13 protein-coding genes and 2 pseudogenes are annotated in these 15,321 nt (G+C 52.6%); 13 read left to right on the top strand and 2 right to left on the bottom strand.

Annotated features, from left to right (window positions below):
- Window positions 1-31 precede the first annotated feature (31 nt).
- A complete protein-coding gene (rne, locus tag O3W44_RS05830) occupies window positions 32-3,349 on the bottom strand; it encodes a ribonuclease E (protein WP_269292335.1) in 3,318 nt (1,105 codons plus the stop codon).
- A 576-nt stretch (window positions 3,350-3,925) separates the two neighbouring features.
- Between rne and rluC the strand changes: the two genes are divergently transcribed.
- The gene (rluC, locus tag O3W44_RS05825) at window positions 3,926-4,882 is read left to right on the top strand and encodes a 23S rRNA pseudouridine(955/2504/2580) synthase RluC (protein WP_269292334.1); all 957 of its coding nucleotides are present in this window, start codon (window positions 3,926-3,928) and stop codon (window positions 4,880-4,882) included.
- Here the strand turns inward: rluC and O3W44_RS05820 are convergent, their stop codons facing one another.
- Window positions 4,883-5,482 carry a Maf family protein gene (locus O3W44_RS05820; RefSeq protein ID WP_269294371.1) on the bottom strand — a complete coding sequence of 200 codons (600 nt, stop codon included), beginning with the start codon at window positions 5,480-5,482 and terminating at the stop codon, window positions 4,883-4,885.
- Window positions 5,483-5,621: 139 nt separating this feature from the next.
- On the opposite strand from O3W44_RS05820, the gene yceD reads away from it, so the two are divergent.
- The 12 genes and pseudogenes from yceD to holB all read left to right on the top strand — a co-directional run bounded on the left by yceD (window position 5,622) and on the right by holB (window position 15,316).
- Window positions 5,622-6,143 (top strand): 23S rRNA accumulation protein YceD, encoded by a 522-nt coding sequence (gene yceD, locus O3W44_RS05815; protein WP_269292333.1) that lies wholly within the window; start codon window positions 5,622-5,624, stop codon window positions 6,141-6,143.
- Between the two features lie 14 nt (window positions 6,144-6,157).
- Window positions 6,158-6,328, top strand: coding sequence for a 50S ribosomal protein L32 (gene rpmF / locus O3W44_RS05810; RefSeq protein ID WP_034939285.1), 171 nt, complete (start codon window positions 6,158-6,160; stop codon window positions 6,326-6,328).
- A gap of 25 nt (window positions 6,329-6,353) precedes the next feature.
- A pseudogene (gene plsX, locus O3W44_RS05805) lies at window positions 6,354-7,393 on the top strand (phosphate acyltransferase PlsX).
- A complete protein-coding gene (locus O3W44_RS05800) occupies window positions 7,394-8,347 on the top strand; it encodes a beta-ketoacyl-ACP synthase III (protein ID WP_269292332.1) in 954 nt (317 codons plus the stop codon).
- 16 nt (window positions 8,348-8,363) lie between these two features.
- A complete protein-coding gene (fabD, locus tag O3W44_RS05795; RefSeq protein WP_269292331.1) occupies window positions 8,364-9,296 on the top strand; it encodes an ACP S-malonyltransferase in 933 nt (310 codons plus the stop codon).
- 10 nt (window positions 9,297-9,306) lie between these two features.
- Window positions 9,307-10,041 (top strand): 3-oxoacyl-ACP reductase FabG, encoded by a 735-nt coding sequence (gene fabG, locus O3W44_RS05790; protein WP_269292330.1) that lies wholly within the window; start codon window positions 9,307-9,309, stop codon window positions 10,039-10,041.
- 153 nt (window positions 10,042-10,194) lie between these two features.
- The gene (gene acpP, locus O3W44_RS05785) at window positions 10,195-10,431 is read left to right on the top strand and encodes an acyl carrier protein (RefSeq protein ID WP_269292329.1); all 237 of its coding nucleotides are present in this window, start codon (window positions 10,195-10,197) and stop codon (window positions 10,429-10,431) included.
- Between the two features lie 84 nt (window positions 10,432-10,515).
- Window positions 10,516-11,756 (top strand): annotated as a pseudogene (gene fabF / locus O3W44_RS05780) (beta-ketoacyl-ACP synthase II).
- Window positions 11,757-11,876: 120 nt separating this feature from the next.
- Window positions 11,877-12,686, top strand: coding sequence for an aminodeoxychorismate lyase (gene pabC / locus O3W44_RS05775; protein ID WP_269292328.1), 810 nt, complete (start codon window positions 11,877-11,879; stop codon window positions 12,684-12,686).
- Window positions 12,686-13,705: an endolytic transglycosylase MltG gene (gene mltG / locus O3W44_RS05770; protein ID WP_269292327.1), complete on the top strand. Its 1,020-nt coding sequence runs from the start codon at window positions 12,686-12,688 to the stop codon at window positions 13,703-13,705. Before pabC ends, mltG begins: the two co-directional genes overlap by 1 nt.
- Window positions 13,695-14,330 carry a dTMP kinase gene (gene tmk / locus O3W44_RS05765; protein WP_269292326.1) on the top strand — a complete coding sequence of 212 codons (636 nt, stop codon included), beginning with the start codon at window positions 13,695-13,697 and terminating at the stop codon, window positions 14,328-14,330. Before mltG ends, tmk begins: the two co-directional genes overlap by 11 nt.
- Window positions 14,327-15,316 (top strand): DNA polymerase III subunit delta', encoded by a 990-nt coding sequence (gene holB, locus O3W44_RS05760; protein WP_269292325.1) that lies wholly within the window; start codon window positions 14,327-14,329, stop codon window positions 15,314-15,316. Before tmk ends, holB begins: the two co-directional genes overlap by 4 nt.
- Window positions 15,317-15,321 lie beyond the last annotated feature (5 nt).

Here is a 15,321-nt window from a genome sequence, read left to right as displayed (position 1 = left end):
AACCGGGGTTGAGTTTGCATCATGAAAACGATTAAGGCTTAGTCGCCGGTGCCGTTGCCTGATGCGTTGCGCTGTGACCGCCCGCTGAACCTTTTCCTTCGAACCGGAACGGCGCACGGACCCAGTCACTGTGACGAACCGGCTCCGCCTGCCATGCAGGCGCAGGCGCTTTGGTCATCGGGGCGGAAGCAAAATGCTTCCAGCGCGTTCCGTCATTTGGCACAGCCTGTGGCGCGATGTCGCGTGCCGCAACCGGCGCATGAGGTTCGCTAACCGGCGTGACTTCAGTCGCTGCTGCAACCGGTGCATTCAACACTTCTTCAACTTGCGCTTCTGTTTCCGGGCTGACGTCAGTTGCAGAGTTTACAGCAACTTCAGTTGGCTGATCACTGACTGGCGCAGCCGTTTCAGCCGGTTGCTGAGCCGCTACGGGTGCAGTTTCGGGCACGTGTTCAGCGACGGGCTCTTCAACCACCGGCGTTGCAGGTTGTGCCTGCTCAGCAATGGCTTCGGCGACCGCTTCCTGCGCGGCTGGAATAACGGAAGGCTCTTCATTAACAGGCGCTTCGATAGCCGTTGTGTCATCCGTATTAACAAGGGTAACCGGGGTGTCAGCCTGTGGCTCAGCCTGCTGTACCGGTGCATCTTGTGACACTGTGGCGTCAACAGCCGCCGCAGCCGGTAATGCGATAGCGGCCGCGGTTTCCTGACGGCTGTAGTCTGGCGCTTCGTTCACCGCATCCTGAGTGATAACTTCATCATTGGTCTGAGTGACCGGATAACGAACCCATACCTTGCCGGAAGCCATTTCTGGCGAGGCAGCGGCTGCCGCGAGTGGCATGGCTGACTGCGTTGGATAGCGTTCATCACGATAGCGGCGACGGCGCTGACCACTCACGCGCAGATGACGTGGTGAACGACGCGAGCGGCGCGGCATATTGGTGCTGTCACGGCCTTCAGCGTCGTCCTGCAGCTCTTCAGCTTGCGGCGCTTCTGCCACAGGCTGAACCTGACGCATCTCTTCCTGCTCAGCCTCAACGTCGGCCTGAACCAGCGGCTGCTCGCTGCTATCCACAATGCGCACTTTCTGGCTGAGCTGACGCTGTTTACGGCGTGGCATCACCTGAATGCGCTCCTCTTCCTGAGCCTCCGGTGCTTCTGTCGTTTCAACAACAGCCGTTTCCGCCGCCTTAGCGGCTTCCTGCTGGGCGCGTTTCTCTTCCTGACGACGACGCTGGCGTTCAGCGCGCTGTTCACGACGCTGCTGCTGCTGTTCATCACGCTGTTGACGCGCTTCGTCGCTCAGTACGTTACGATCTTCACGCGCCTCGTTTGGTGCTGACTGACGCTTATTACGGCGGTTGTCATTGTTTTCACGCGGCTCGCGGGCTTCACGTGGTTCGCGATTTTCGCGTGATTCACGGTTATCACGCGCTTGCGCATTGTCACCGTTACGCGGTGTACGCTCGCGACGATTATTGTTACGACGGTTGTTGCGACGATCGCCACGCTGCTGGCTGCCTTCTTCCTCGCTGGCTTTTTGCGGCTCAGGTTCGGCAACAACAGGTGCAGTTGCAGGTGTTTCTTCACCGGCAAACAGTTTCTTCAGACCACCCAACAGGCGACCCAGGAAACCGGTGTTAGCGGCTGCGGCGGGAGCTGTTTGCGCGGCAGTTTTAGCAGCGGGTTTGGTTTCTGCTTTCGGTGCGTCAGGGGCCACTTCAGTAGGCGCGGGTGGCGCATCTGGCATCACAAACGCCGCCAGTGCAGGCTGTTCAGGACGACGACGCTCGGCGTGCTCTTCTTCTGAAGGCATCGCCATTTCCGCTTCATGCAGCTTCGGCAGATGGTAGCTCAGGGTTTGTGTCTCTTCGCCTTTGCGTACGCGCAGCACGGAGTAGTGCGGGGTTTCCATGCGATCGTCAGGTACGATGACCGCACGAACGCCACCCTGGCGTTTCTCAATGGCATTAACCGCTTCACGTTTTTCGTTCAGCAGGTAAGACGCAACCTGGACCGGCACAATGGCGTGAACTTCTTTCGTGTTATCTTTTAACGCTTCTTCTTCAATCAGACGCAGAATAGAGAGCGACAGCGATTCGTTATCACGGATGGTGCCAGTACCGCTACAGCGCGGGCAGACGTGATGGCTGGATTCACCCAGTGATGGGCTGAGACGCTGACGCGACATCTCCAGCAGACCGAAGCGTGAAATATGGCTAATCTGGATGCGTGCACGATCCTGACGCACCGCTTCGCGCAGGCGATTTTCAACGGCACGCTGATGGCGGACTGGCGTCATATCAATGAAGTCGATAACGATCAGGCCACCAAGGTCGCGCAGGCGTAACTGGCGCGCAATTTCATCCGCAGCTTCAAGGTTGGTGTTAAACGCGGTTTCTTCAATGTCACCACCGCGCGTTGCGCGTGCGGAGTTGATGTCGATAGCGGTTAATGCTTCGGTGCTGTCGATGACAATCGAACCGCCAGAAGGCAGACGCACTTCACGCTGGAAAGCGGACTCAATTTGCGATTCGATTTGATAATGGCTGAATAACGGAATTTCACCGGTATAGAGTTTGATTTTGCTGCTAAAGTCTGGCCGGCCCAGCGCAGCGATGTGCTGACGTGCCAGTTCCAGAACATTTGGATTATCGATCAGGATTTCGCCAATGTCCTGACGCAGGTAATCACGGAAAGCACGCACAATGACGTTACTTTCCTGATGGATCAGGAACGGAGCCGGGCGACTTTCGGCGGCTTTTTTGATTGCTTCCCAGTGTTTAAGACGGAAACTGAGGTCCCACTGGAGTGATTCAGCAGATTTACCCACGCCTGCGGTGCGTACAATCAGTCCCATGCCTTCTGGCAGTTCGAGTGCTGACAGCGCCTCTTTCAATTCGGTACGATCATCACCCTCGATGCGGCGTGAAATGCCACCGGCACGGGGATTGTTAGGCATCAGAACCAGATAACTACCCGCCAGAGAGATAAAGGTGGTCAGTGCAGCGCCTTTGTTGCCACGCTCTTCTTTATCGATCTGAACAATAACTTCCTGACCTTCGCGCAAAACGTCTTTGATGTTTGGACGACCATGAGCATTGTAACTGGCAGGGAAGTATTCGCGGGAAATCTCTTTCAGAGGGAGGAAACCGTGACGCTCTGCGCCGTAGTCAACAAACGCAGCTTCAAGACTGGGTTCAATGCGAGTGATTTTACCTTTGTATATGTTGGCTTTTTTCTGTTCGTGTCCGGGGCTTTCGATATCCAGATCGTACAGACGTTGACCATCAACCAGGGCAACGCGCAACTCCTCCTGCTGAGTTGCGTTGATTAACATTCTTTTCATCGTGACTTACTCGTTATTCTTTCATGAGTGATTAAAGCTGCGGGCATAGTTACCCTGGACGAGTATCAACCGATGGCCCCGTGACTTAGTGCAATGTCGTCTACCTCACGGCTGTCGACCGCGCGAGGGGCGCAAATAACGTCGGCGGCCTGTTTTTCATAAGGAAAAACAGCACCCGATAGTGGAAATGCCAGAGAGAAATCGAAAAAACCTGTGCATCCCATACTGTTGTCCAGGCCGCAACCCGCAGCCCGCTAAGTGCCTGATTTCGCATTACGTCTTACGCCATTGCTGCGTGTCTGCTCAATCCGGCAAAATGACTAATTTCGCTCTTTTTCTGCCCTGAAACCCTTCAGGTAAGAAACTTAAGCATTATTCCATTGCTAACCTTCATATAGCAAGGCGACTTTTCCCGCCTCATTAAGTTTCTTTACACTTAACTCGCTAATATGCCGGGCGAATGACCGCTTTGCTGAAAAAGCCAGCGTTTAGTTCGCTCAAGGGCAGCAATACGCAAAGAGTTAAGCACAGAAAAAGGGGTGGCGCTATCAGGGGACACTATTTAGAATCGCCGCCATGAAAACAGAGAATCCTGGCGTACAACTTGTCGCCATCACGGCTGAGAATGCCGGACAGCGTATTGATAACTTTTTGCGCACGCAGTTAAAGGGTGTGCCAAAAAGCATGATTTATCGCATCGTGCGTAAGGGCGAAGTGCGGGTGAATAAAAAACGCATTAAGCCTGAATATAAATTAGAAGTCGGTGATGAGGTGCGTATTCCCCCCGTTCGCGTAGCGGAACGTGACGAAGAAGCTGTGTCACCTAAGCTGGCGAAAGTCGCGTCGCTGGCGGATGCCATTTTATATGAAGATGACCATTTGCTGGTAATGAACAAACCTTCTGGTACAGCGGTACACGGCGGCAGCGGATTAACGTTCGGCGTCATTGAAGGCTTACGGGCGTTACGACCAGAAGCGCGTTTTTTGGAGTTAGTGCATCGCCTCGATCGTGATACGTCGGGCATTTTGCTGGTGGCGAAGAAGCGTTCGGCGCTTCGCTCGTTACATGAGCAGTTACGTGAAAAAGGCATGCAGAAAGATTATCTGGCGCTGGTGCGCGGAAACTGGCCATCGCACCTTAAAGTGGTTCAGGCTCCGTTACTGAAAAATATTCTGCAGAGCGGTGAACGTGTCGTGCGGGTAAGCAGCGAAGGTAAACCCTCTGAAACACGTTTTAAAGTTGAAGAACGTTTCGAATTTGCCACGCTGGTTAAAGCCAGCCCGGTCACTGGCCGAACCCATCAGATTCGCGTGCATACTTTACATGCCGGTCATCCCATCGCATTTGACGATCGCTATGGTGAGCGCGTGTTTGATCAGCAATTAGCGGCCACGGGGTTAAACCGACTCTTCTTGCATGCCGCGGCGCTGACTTTTACCCATCCGAATACGGGAGAAGTGATGCGGATGGAAGCACCGCTGGATGAAGGCTTAAAGCGGTGCCTGATAAAACTGCGTCAGCAGAAAGGCTGATTACATCGGCAACACCTGCTGTAAAGGATTAATGCCGACATCACGTAACATGCCGCTGAGAGCAATCAGCGGCAAGCCAATCAGCGCATTCGGATCGCGTCCCTCTAAGCGATCAAACAAGCAGATCCCTAATCCCTCGCTTTTAAAACTGCCGGCACAATTCAGTGGTTGTTCTTTCTCTATATAGGCTGCTATTTCGTCGTCACTTAAAGGGCGAAAATGCACCACGAATGGCTCACAGCAGTGTAATAAGCGTTGGCTGCTCGGCTGATAAAGCGCCAGGCCGGTGTAAAAAGTAATGCTGTTGCCGCTGGCTGCACGTAACTGCGCTTGCGCATTTTCAACCGTATGGGGTTTGCCTGTAATGGTTCCCGCCAACACGCAAACCTGATCTGATCCTATAATCCAGTATTCAGGATAACGTTCAGCCAGTGCTTTCGCTTTTGCTATTGCCAGGCGGGTTACTAATGCGTCGGCAGTTTCTCCCGCCAGTGGAGATTCATCAACATCAGGCGAAGCCGTAATAAAAGGAATGCCAAGCTTGGTTAATAACGCCTGGCGAAAGGGTGAGGTTGAAGCTAAAAGAATCGATACCGTCATTTTTTTCAATATTGATAGCGAATTGGTGACAGTCATTTTAAACTGTGCACCGCACTGGATGCGAATAGTGGTTGAAAGATGCTGTTAAACGGCCTTTTTCTTTGACTCTATGACATTACAAAGTTAATATGCGCGCCCTATGCAAAAGGTAAAATTACCCCTAACGCTGGACCCCGTCCGCACCGCTCAAAAACGCCTTGATTATCAAGGTGTGTACACATCTGAACAGGTGGAGCGCGTGGCTGAGTCGGTCGTTAGTGTGGACAGTGATGTAGATTGTGCCATGTCGTTTGCGGTTGACAGTCAACGTTTGGCGGTACTTACCGGTACTGCTGATGTACAAGTAACGTTGCGTTGCCAACGCTGCAACCAGCCGTTTCCGCATCATGTCCACGTAAGCTATTGCTTCAGTCCTGTTTCTTCTGATGAGCAGGCCGAAGCGTTGCCGGAAGCGTACGAGCCGGTCGATGTCAACGAATATGGTGAGATCGATCTGCTGGCTGTGATCGAGGATGAAGTGATCCTCGCGCTGCCTGTCGTTCCGGTGCATGATTCTGAACACTGTGAAGTGTCCGAGGCGGACATGGTCTTTGGCAAATTGCCTGCAGAGGCGGAAAAACCAAACCCATTTGCCGTATTAGCCAGTTTAAAGCGTAAGTAATAGGAGTAAGGTCCATGGCCGTACAACAGAATAAACCCACCCGTTCTAAGCGTGGCATGCGTCGTTCGCACGATGCGCTGACCACCACCACTCTGTCAGTAGATAAAGTTTCTGGCGAAACTCATCTGCGTCACCACATCACTGCGGATGGTTACTACCGCGGTCGCAAGGTTATCGTTAAATAAGACTTGCGTTTAGCAAGGCGATACCTTGACACGTTTGACCCTGGCGATTGATGCCATGGGCGGGGACTTCGGTCCTTGCGTGACAGTGCCTGCAGCATTGCAGGCACTGGCCTCTCATTCGCAACTACACCTTCTTTTAGTCGGCAATCCCGACATTCTCACGCCATTGCTTGCCAAAGCGGATTCCTCCTTGATGGGGCGTTTGCAGGTTGTACCTGCCGAATCGGTTATTGCAAGTGATGCGCGACCCGCTCAGGCCATTCGTAACAGCCGCGGCAGTTCAATGCGCGTGGCGCTGGAACTGGTGAAAGAGGGGCGTGCACAGGCCTGCGTCAGCGCCGGAAATACGGGGGTGCTGATGGGACTGGCTAAATTAATGCTAAAACCGCTGGACGGTATTGAACGTCCGGCGTTGATGTCCGTGTTGCCTCATCAGCAGCAGGGTAAAACAGTGGTGCTGGATTTAGGTGCCAATGTTGATTCAGACAGTACAATGTTAGTGCAATTTGCGCTGATGGGCGCTGTGATGGCGGAGGCGGTGCTGGGCATCGATAAACCGCGCGTGGCGCTGCTCAATATTGGTCAGGAAGAGACTAAAGGACTCGACACTATCCGCGAAGCGGCAGCTGTCCTGAAAGAATCAGCGCAAATCAACTATATTGGTTACCTTGAAGGTAACGATCTTCTCACGGGTAAAACGGATGTACTGGTATGTGATGGTTTCGTTGGAAACGTCACATTGAAGACCATGGAAGGCGTGATAAGAATGTTCCTTTCGCTGCTAAAATCGCCAGGGAAGGTAAAAAACGGTCATGGTGGTTGACGTTGCTGGGACGTTGGGTTCAAAAACGTCTGGCGAAACGCTTTGGTCACCTCAACCCCGACCAGTACAATGGCGCTTGTCTGCTAGGATTGCGCGGAACAGTGATCAAGAGTCATGGCGCAGCGAATCAACGTGCGTTCGCCGTGGCGATAGAACAGGCAGAGCAGGCGGTGCGGCGGCAAGTTCCTGAACGAATTGCCGCGCGCCTTGACGCTGTATTAGCCAGGAGTGACAAAGCCTAGATGTTTACCAAAATTATCGGTACGGGCAGCTATTTGCCCAACCAGGTTCGCACTAATGCCGATCTGGAAAAAATGGTCGAGACGTCGGACGAGTGGATTGTAACCCGTACCGGCATCCGTGAGCGTCGCATTGCTGCACCCGATGAAACGGTAGCCAGCATGGGTGCTGAAGCTGCACAGCGTGCGCTGGAAATGGCGGGTGTCGATGCCAATGACGTGGGCCTGATTATTGTTGCCACGACGTCATCCAGCCATGCTTTTCCGAGTTCAGCCTGCATGATCCAGCATACGCTGGGCATTAAAGATTGCGCTGCCTTTGACTTAGCGGCGGCCTGTGCAGGATTTACTTATGCACTGAGCGTGGCCGATCAGTACATCAAAAACGGTGCGGTAAAACATGCGCTGGTGATTGGTGCTGACGTGCTTGCCCGCACCCTTGATCCTAACGATCGCGGCACTATCATTCTGTTTGGTGATGGCGCAGGCGCAGTGGTGCTGGGCCCAAGTGAAGAGCAGGGTATTATTTCAACGCACCTTCATGCTGATGGCCGTTACGCAGAATTGCTGACGCTGCCCTACCATAATCGTGCGCAGCAGGATCAGCCTGCTTACCTCACTATGGCGGGCAACGAAGTGTTTAAAGTGGCCGTCACTGAGCTGGCACATATCGTTGATGAAACGCTACAGGCGAACAATCTCGATCGCGAAATGCTCGACTGGCTGGTACCGCATCAGGCCAACCTGCGCATTATCAGCGCAACCGCGAAAAAACTGGGCATGACCATGGATAAAGTGGTTGTCACCTTAGATCGCCATGGAAATACTTCTGCTGCTTCAGTGCCAAGTGCACTGGATGAAGCGGTACGTGATGGCCGTATCAAACCCGGACATTTAATTTTGCTGGAAGCTTTTGGTGGCGGTTTCACCTGGGGTTCTGCACTGGTTCGTTTTTGATTGACAGGAAATAAAGATGACGCAATTTGCATTTGTTTTCCCGGGACAAGGCTCACAAACAGTGGGAATGCTGACTGAATTAGCCGCAGCGTATCCGTTAGTTGAAGAGACGTTTCGTGAAGCTTCTGACGCGCTGGGTTACGATTTATGGCAGTTAGTCAGCCAGGGTCCGGCTGAAGAGTTAAATAAAACCTGGCAAACGCAGCCGGCACTGCTGGCAGCCTCTGTTGCCCTCTATCGCGTGTGGCAGCAGCAGGGCGGTGAGCAACCCGCGCTGATGGCAGGCCACAGCCTGGGCGAATATTCTGCGCTGGTTTGTGCTGGCGTATTGAATTTTGCTGATGCGATCAAACTGGTCGAACTGCGCGGCAAACTGATGCAAGAAGCGGTGCCGGAAGGAACAGGCGCAATGCAAGCCATTATCGGTCTGGATGATGCCGCTATCCGCCAGGCCTGCGAAGAGAGCGCGCAGGGTCAGGTTGTGTCGCCCGTGAATTTTAACTCGCCGGGCCAGGTTGTTATTGCTGGCAACAAAGAAGCGGTAGAGCGTGCCGGTGCAGCCTGCAAAGCGGCTGGTGCCAAGCGCGCACTGCCACTGCCTGTCAGCGTGCCTTCTCACTGCGCACTAATGAAGCCTGCGGCTGATAAACTGGCGGTTGCGCTGGAAAAAATTAACTTTAACGCACCGTCTGTGCCCGTTATCAACAATGTTGATGTCAAGGCAGAAACCGATGCTGAAGCTATTCGCCACGCTCTGGTGCGTCAACTCTATAGCCCGGTACGTTGGACAGAAAGCGTTGAATCCATGGCTGCACAGGGTGTGACGCAGTTACTGGAAATGGGTCCAGGTAAAGTTCTGACCGGTTTGACCAAACGTATTGTGGATAGCCTGACAGCAGCAGCGGTTAACGACACGGCGTCATTACACGCTGCACTCGGACAGGAATAAGAGGAAAAACATGAGCTTTGAAGGTAAAGTTGCGCTGGTAACCGGCGCGAGTCGCGGCATTGGACGTGCGATTGCGGAAACGCTGGCCGCACGAGGTGCTAAAGTTGTAGGTACTGCAACCAGCCAGAGCGGCGCCGACGCTATCAGTGCTTACCTGGGCGACAGTGGCAAAGGTTTGCTGCTTAACGTGACAGATAGCGCATCAATCGACAGTGTTTTAGAGAAAATTCGCGCTGAATTTGGCGAAGTAGACATTTTAGTCAATAATGCAGGCATTACGCGTGATAATCTGCTGATGCGCATGAAAGACGATGAGTGGCAGGATATCCTTGATACCAACCTCTCTTCCGTTTTCCGTCTTTCTAAGGCGGTATTGCGTGCCATGATGAAAAAACGTGTGGGCCGTATCATCACCATTGGTTCCGTTGTTGGCACCATGGGTAACGCGGGTCAGGCAAACTACGCGGCAGCAAAAGCGGGTTTGATTGGCTTTAGCAAATCACTGGCGCGCGAAATCGCGTCACGTGGCATTACGGTCAACGTCGTCGCACCGGGCTTTATTGAGACGGACATGACGCGGGCACTGAACGAAGATCAACGTTCTGGTATTTTGGCGGAAGTACCGGCGGGTCGCTTAGGCGAAGCGCAAGAAATCGCCAATGCTGTTGCATTTTTAGCCTCTGACGAAGCAGCCTACATCACAGGTGAAACGCTGCACGTCAATGGCGGCATGTACATGGTCTGATAATCACGAAATCATTTGCATTATTTGCGGTGAAAACCGCAAAATAGCGTAAAATCGTGGTTTGACCAGCCGGGATTTTGTTGCATCTTTTTCAACATTTTATACACTACGAAAACCATCGCGAAAGCGAGTTTTGATAGGAAATTAAATAGTATGAGCGATATCGAACAACGCGTTAAGAAAATCATTGGTGAGCAGCTGGGTGTGAAAGAGGAAGAAGTGACCAACTCTGCATCTTTCGTAGAAGACCTGGGCGCTGATTCTCTTGACACCGTTGAGCTGGTAATGGCTCTGGAAGAAGAGTTTGATACTGAAATTCCAGACGAAGAAGCTGAGAAAATCACTACCGTTCAGGCAGCGATCGATTATATCAATAGCCACAAAGGCTAATGAATACCGTCAGGCGGTCTCTCGACCGCCTGAGTTTTATGTTTGTCCCACATAGTTCTTATTTCCCCTCCCTGGAGGACGAACGTGTCTAAGCGTCGTGTAGTTGTGACCGGTCTTGGCATGTTGTCTCCTGTCGGCAATACCGTAGAGTCTACCTGGAGTGCTCTCCTTGCCGGTCAGAGCGGCATTAACCTGATCGACCATTTTGACACTAGTGCCTACGCAACTCGCTTTGCTGGCTTAGTGAGAAATTTTAATTGTGATGATTTCATCTCGCGTAAAGATCAACGCAAGATGGATGAGTTCATCCAATATGGCATCGTTGCTGGTATTCAGGCCATGCAGGACAGCGGTTTAGTGGTAACCGAGGAAAATGCAGGTCGCGTAGGTGCAGCCATTGGTTCCGGCATTGGTGGATTGGGGTTGATTGAAGACAACCACACTTCACTGGTGAACGGCGGCCCGCGTAAAATCAGCCCGTTCTTTGTGCCTTCAACCATTGTTAACATGGTGGCGGGACATTTAACCATCATGTATGGCCTGAAAGGTCCAAGCATTTCGATCGCGACGGCATGTACATCTGGCGTGCATAACATCGGTCATGCGGCGCGTATCATCGCCTATAACGATGCCGATGTCATGCTGGCAGGCGGTGCTGAAAAAGCCAGTACCCCACTGGGTGTCGGTGGTTTTGGCGCAGCGCGTGCCCTTTCTACGCGTAACGACAACCCACAAGCGGCAAGTCGCCCGTGGGATAAAGAGCGTGATGGTTTTGTACTCGGCGACGGCGCAGGTATTGTTGTGCTGGAAGAGTATGAACATGCCAAAAACGTGGCGCGAAAATCTACGCGGAAGTGGTTGGTTTTGGGATGAGCAGCGATGCTTATCACATGACTTCACCGCCGGAAGATGGTTCAGGTGCTGCAGCTGCCATGATCAATGCGCTGCACGATGCACAGCTTTCTCCTGAGAAAATCGGCTACGTCAATGCGCATGGCACTTCAACGCCAGCGGGTGACAAAGCGGAAGCGCAAGCGGTGAAATCGGTCTTTGGTGAAGCAGCGAAAACGGTCATGGTGAGCTCAACCAAATCCATGACGGGTCACCTGCTGGGCGCAGCCGGTGCCGTTGAGTCAATTTATTCTATTCTGGCTCTGCGCGATCAGGCTGTTCCTCCCACCATTAACCTCGACAATCCGGATGAAGGCTGCGATCTCGATTTCGTACCGCATACCGCACGTCAGGTAAGTGGTCTGGAATACACGCTGTGTAATTCTTTCGGTTTCGGCGGCACCAACGGATCGCTCATTTTCCGTAAAGTGTAATCGACGCTAATTGCTAAAAAGGCCCGCAATGCGGGCCTTTTTATATTTTTTCCGCTCTGGACAGCATCACTCTTTGCGGACTCGCTAAGCGTGTGCGCTTTTGTAACGGGAGAGTCATCGATGTGGATAAACGGCATTGAACAAAACCAGCTTCCCGCCAGCGATCGCGCAGTGCAATTTGGCGATGGTTGCTTCACCACAGCGGCAGTGCGGCAGGGTAAAATAGTGTTACTTGAGCAGCATATACAGCGGCTACAGGAAAGCTGTAAGCGGTTATGGCTGGCTGGTGTTGACTGGACGCTACTGAAAAATGAAATGCGACATGTCGCCCGACATGAGCAGCTGGCGGTTTTGAAAGTGATTATCACCGCAGGAGTTGGTGGGCGTGGCTACAGCCGTAAAGGTTGCGGCTTGCCAACACGCATCCTGTCCACTTCACCCTGGCCGCAGCACTATCTGACCTTACAGCAGCAGGGTGTAAAACTTGCGTTGAGCCCTGTCCGGCTTGCCAGTAATGCACAATTCGCTGGAATAAAGCATCTTAATCGTCTTGAGCAAGTCATGATCCGTGCCCATCTTGATCAGACTGATGCGGATGAAGCGTTGGTGCTTGACACTCAAGGTTACGTAGTGGAATGCTGTGCGGCCAATTTATTCTGGCGCAAAGGCGATACAGTATTTACTCCTGAAGTGGAACGGTCGGGAGTAGATGGCATTATGCGCCGCTACTTAATAAAAGAAATGCAGGCGTCAGGTCAGCACTGTCAGGTGGTGCAACGTGAATTTGCGGATGTGCTGGCTGCGGATGAAGTGATTATTTGTAATGCATTAATGCCGGTGCTGCCGGTACGGCAGATCGATTCGGTGAACTTTACTGAGCGTTCGCTGTTTAATCAATTGCAGATAAGCTGTAAAAAAATGGAAGCATAATGAGTCGAAGTAAAAAAATTATCGTCGCTGCGGTGGCGATTCTGGGTCTCGCTGCTGCCTTCAGTTACTGGCAGGTTAAGCAGTTCGCCTCGACCCCTTTAACACTGAACCAGGAAAAAATTTATACGCTGCCTGCCGGAACGGGTCGTGTAGCACTGGAAGCGCAGCTGGAAAGCCAGCATATCATTCCCGAAAGTATCTGGTTTGGCGCGCTACTCAAACTTGAGCCAGAATTAGCCACGTTTAAAGCCGGTACTTATCGTCTGGAAACGGGCATGACCGTGCGCAGTTTGCTGCAACTGCTGGCGAGTGGTAAAGAGGCACAATTTCCTTTGCGCTTTGTTGAAGGGCAGCGACTTAAAGAGTGGCTGGCAACGCTGCGCGCCGCCCCCTATATCAAACACACCCTGAAAGATGATCAATTTGCCACGCTGGCGGATGTTCTCAGGCTTGATCAGAATCAGCTTGAAGGAAGCTTTTTCCCGGATACCTATCTTTATACGGCCAATACCACCGATCTCTCGCTGCTGCAGCGTGCCCATGCGCGCATGCGCACCACCGTTGATGAAGTATGGAAAGGACGTGCCGATAATCTGCCTTATAAAAATGAGCAGGATCTGGTTACCATGGCATCGATTATTGAAAAAGAGACAGGTGTCACTGCAGAGCGGGCCAGAGTCGCTTCGGTATTTATCAATCGCTTGCGTACCGGTATGCGGCTGCAAACCGATCCCACCGTTATTTACGGGATGGGGGATAGCTATAACGGGACGTTAACGCGAAAAGATCTCGAGACGCCAACCGATTACAATACCTATATCATTAACGGATTACCGCCGGGACCGATAGCGATCCCGGGTAAAGCTTCGCTAGACGCGGCGGCACATCCGGAAAAAACGAATTACCTCTATTTTGTTGCTGATGGCAAAGGCGGGCATACGTTTACCACCAATCTTGCCAGCCACAATCGTGCGGTTCAGGCATACCGGTTGGCCCTGAAGGAAAAAAATGAAAAGTAAGTTTATCGTCATTGAGGGCCTTGAGGGCGCTGGAAAAACCACCGCGCGTGATGCCATTGTTGAAACGTTGCGTGAGCAGGGGATTGAAGAGATCGTGTTTACGCGTGAGCCCGGCGGTACGCCTCTGGCTGAGCAGCTGCGTGTATTGGTGAAACAGGGTATCGAAGGGGAACAGGTCACCGACAAAGCCGAGCTGTTAATGCTCTATGCAGCCCGGGTCCAGCTCGTCGAAAACGTGATCAAACCGGCGCTGGCGCGTGGTGCGTGGGTGATCGGCGATCGTCACGATCTCTCTTCTCAGGCGTACCAGGGCGGTGGCCGCGGTCTCGATACTGTTTTAATGCAGACCTTACGCGACGCTGTATTAGGTGATTTCCGCCCGGATCTTACGTTATATCTGGATGTCACGCCCGAAATTGGTTTACAACGCGCCAGGGCTCGCGGTGAGTTAGATCGCATTGAGAAAGAGTCGTTACGATTTTTTGAGCGCACACGTGAACGCTACCTGGCACTTGCTACACAAGACAGCCGGATCCGTATTATTGATGCCACGAAAAATCTTGATGAAGTGACAGCGTCACTTAAGGCAAATTTGTTATCCTGGCTGGCGGAACAGGCCGCATGAACTGGTATCCGTGGCTGAATCAGCCTTACCGACAAATTATTACTCAGCATCAGGGCGGACGTGGTCATCATGCTTTGTTAATCCAGGCGATTGATGGCATGGGCGATGAGGCGCTGGTATGGGGACTAAGCCGTTGGCTGATGTGTCAGCAACGAGAAGGCTTAAAGAGTTGCGGTCACTGTCATGGTTGCCAGCTGATGCAGGCCAATACGCATCCTGACTGGTATCGGCTGGAAGCGGAAAAAGGCAAAAGCACGCTGGGAATTGATGCGGTACGTCAGGTAACTGAAAAAATGTACCATTTTGGTCAGCAGGGCGGTGCAAAAGTGGTCTGGTTGCCTGATGCCGCCCAGCTGAGCGAAGCAGCAGCCAATGCTTTGCTTAAAACACTGGAAGAGCCTCCGGCCAATAGCTGGTTTTTCTTAAGCAGTCGCGAACCCTCCCGCCTGTTAGCCACGCTACGTAGCCGATGCATGACGCTGCATTTGTCACCGCCCGATGAAGCACAAACGCTACTCTGGCTAAAAAAACAGACTTCACAGGATGATAAGGTGTTGCTGGCTGCACTGCGGCTCAGTGCGGGCGCGCCTGCTGCTGCATTAAATTTATTTGAACCCGCCCGTCTACAGGCCCGGCAGAAATTGTGTGATGCACTGCCAGGCGCGCTGCAACAGGATATTTTACAGCTGTTGCCTGCACTTAACAGTGAGGATGCTGCGGTTCGCATCGGCTGGCTGTTATCTTTACTGTTAGACGCCATGAAGTGGCAGCAGGGCGCAACCCAGTGGTTAAGTAATGTGGATCGCCAGGATCTCGTCGCGCTGTTAGCGCAGCATTTCTCCGCCAGCGCGCTCAATGCCAGCGCCCATGACTGGATGCTATGTCGTGAGCAGATCCTGCATGTCGCTGCAGTTAACCGGGAATTATTACTAACCGACCGCCTGTTGAGCTGGGCTGAAAAAATGAAACCTGCCCTGGTCGGCTAAATCTA

This window comes from Pantoea sp. LMR881 (genome assembly GCF_027157825.1).
GTDB classification, from domain to species: domain Bacteria; phylum Pseudomonadota; class Gammaproteobacteria; order Enterobacterales; family Enterobacteriaceae; genus Pantoea; species Pantoea haifensis.
The sequence above is the reverse complement of the archived record's forward strand: the minus strand, read 5'-3'. Positions and strand labels throughout refer to the sequence as shown.

What these genes read in the sequence shown, in the direction of transcription:
- rne (WP_269292335.1), bottom strand. Translation starts at nt 3,349, where the DNA reads ATGAAAAGAATGTTAATCAACGCAACTCAGCAGGAGGAGTTGCGCGTT.
- rluC (WP_269292334.1), top strand. Translation starts at nt 3,926, where the DNA reads ATGAAAACAGAGAATCCTGGCGTACAACTTGTCGCCATCACGGCTGAG.
- O3W44_RS05820 (WP_269294371.1), bottom strand. Translation starts at nt 5,482, where the DNA reads ATGACGGTATCGATTCTTTTAGCTTCAACCTCACCCTTTCGCCAGGCG.
- yceD (WP_269292333.1), top strand. Translation starts at nt 5,622, where the DNA reads ATGCAAAAGGTAAAATTACCCCTAACGCTGGACCCCGTCCGCACCGCT.
- rpmF (WP_034939285.1), top strand. Translation starts at nt 6,158, where the DNA reads ATGGCCGTACAACAGAATAAACCCACCCGTTCTAAGCGTGGCATGCGT.
- O3W44_RS05800 (WP_269292332.1), top strand. Translation starts at nt 7,394, where the DNA reads ATGTTTACCAAAATTATCGGTACGGGCAGCTATTTGCCCAACCAGGTT.
- fabD (WP_269292331.1), top strand. Translation starts at nt 8,364, where the DNA reads ATGACGCAATTTGCATTTGTTTTCCCGGGACAAGGCTCACAAACAGTG.
- fabG (WP_269292330.1), top strand. Translation starts at nt 9,307, where the DNA reads ATGAGCTTTGAAGGTAAAGTTGCGCTGGTAACCGGCGCGAGTCGCGGC.
- acpP (WP_269292329.1), top strand. Translation starts at nt 10,195, where the DNA reads ATGAGCGATATCGAACAACGCGTTAAGAAAATCATTGGTGAGCAGCTG.
- pabC (WP_269292328.1), top strand. Translation starts at nt 11,877, where the DNA reads ATGTGGATAAACGGCATTGAACAAAACCAGCTTCCCGCCAGCGATCGC.
- mltG (WP_269292327.1), top strand. Translation starts at nt 12,686, where the DNA reads ATGAGTCGAAGTAAAAAAATTATCGTCGCTGCGGTGGCGATTCTGGGT.
- tmk (WP_269292326.1), top strand. Translation starts at nt 13,695, where the DNA reads ATGAAAAGTAAGTTTATCGTCATTGAGGGCCTTGAGGGCGCTGGAAAA.
- holB (WP_269292325.1), top strand. Translation starts at nt 14,327, where the DNA reads ATGAACTGGTATCCGTGGCTGAATCAGCCTTACCGACAAATTATTACT.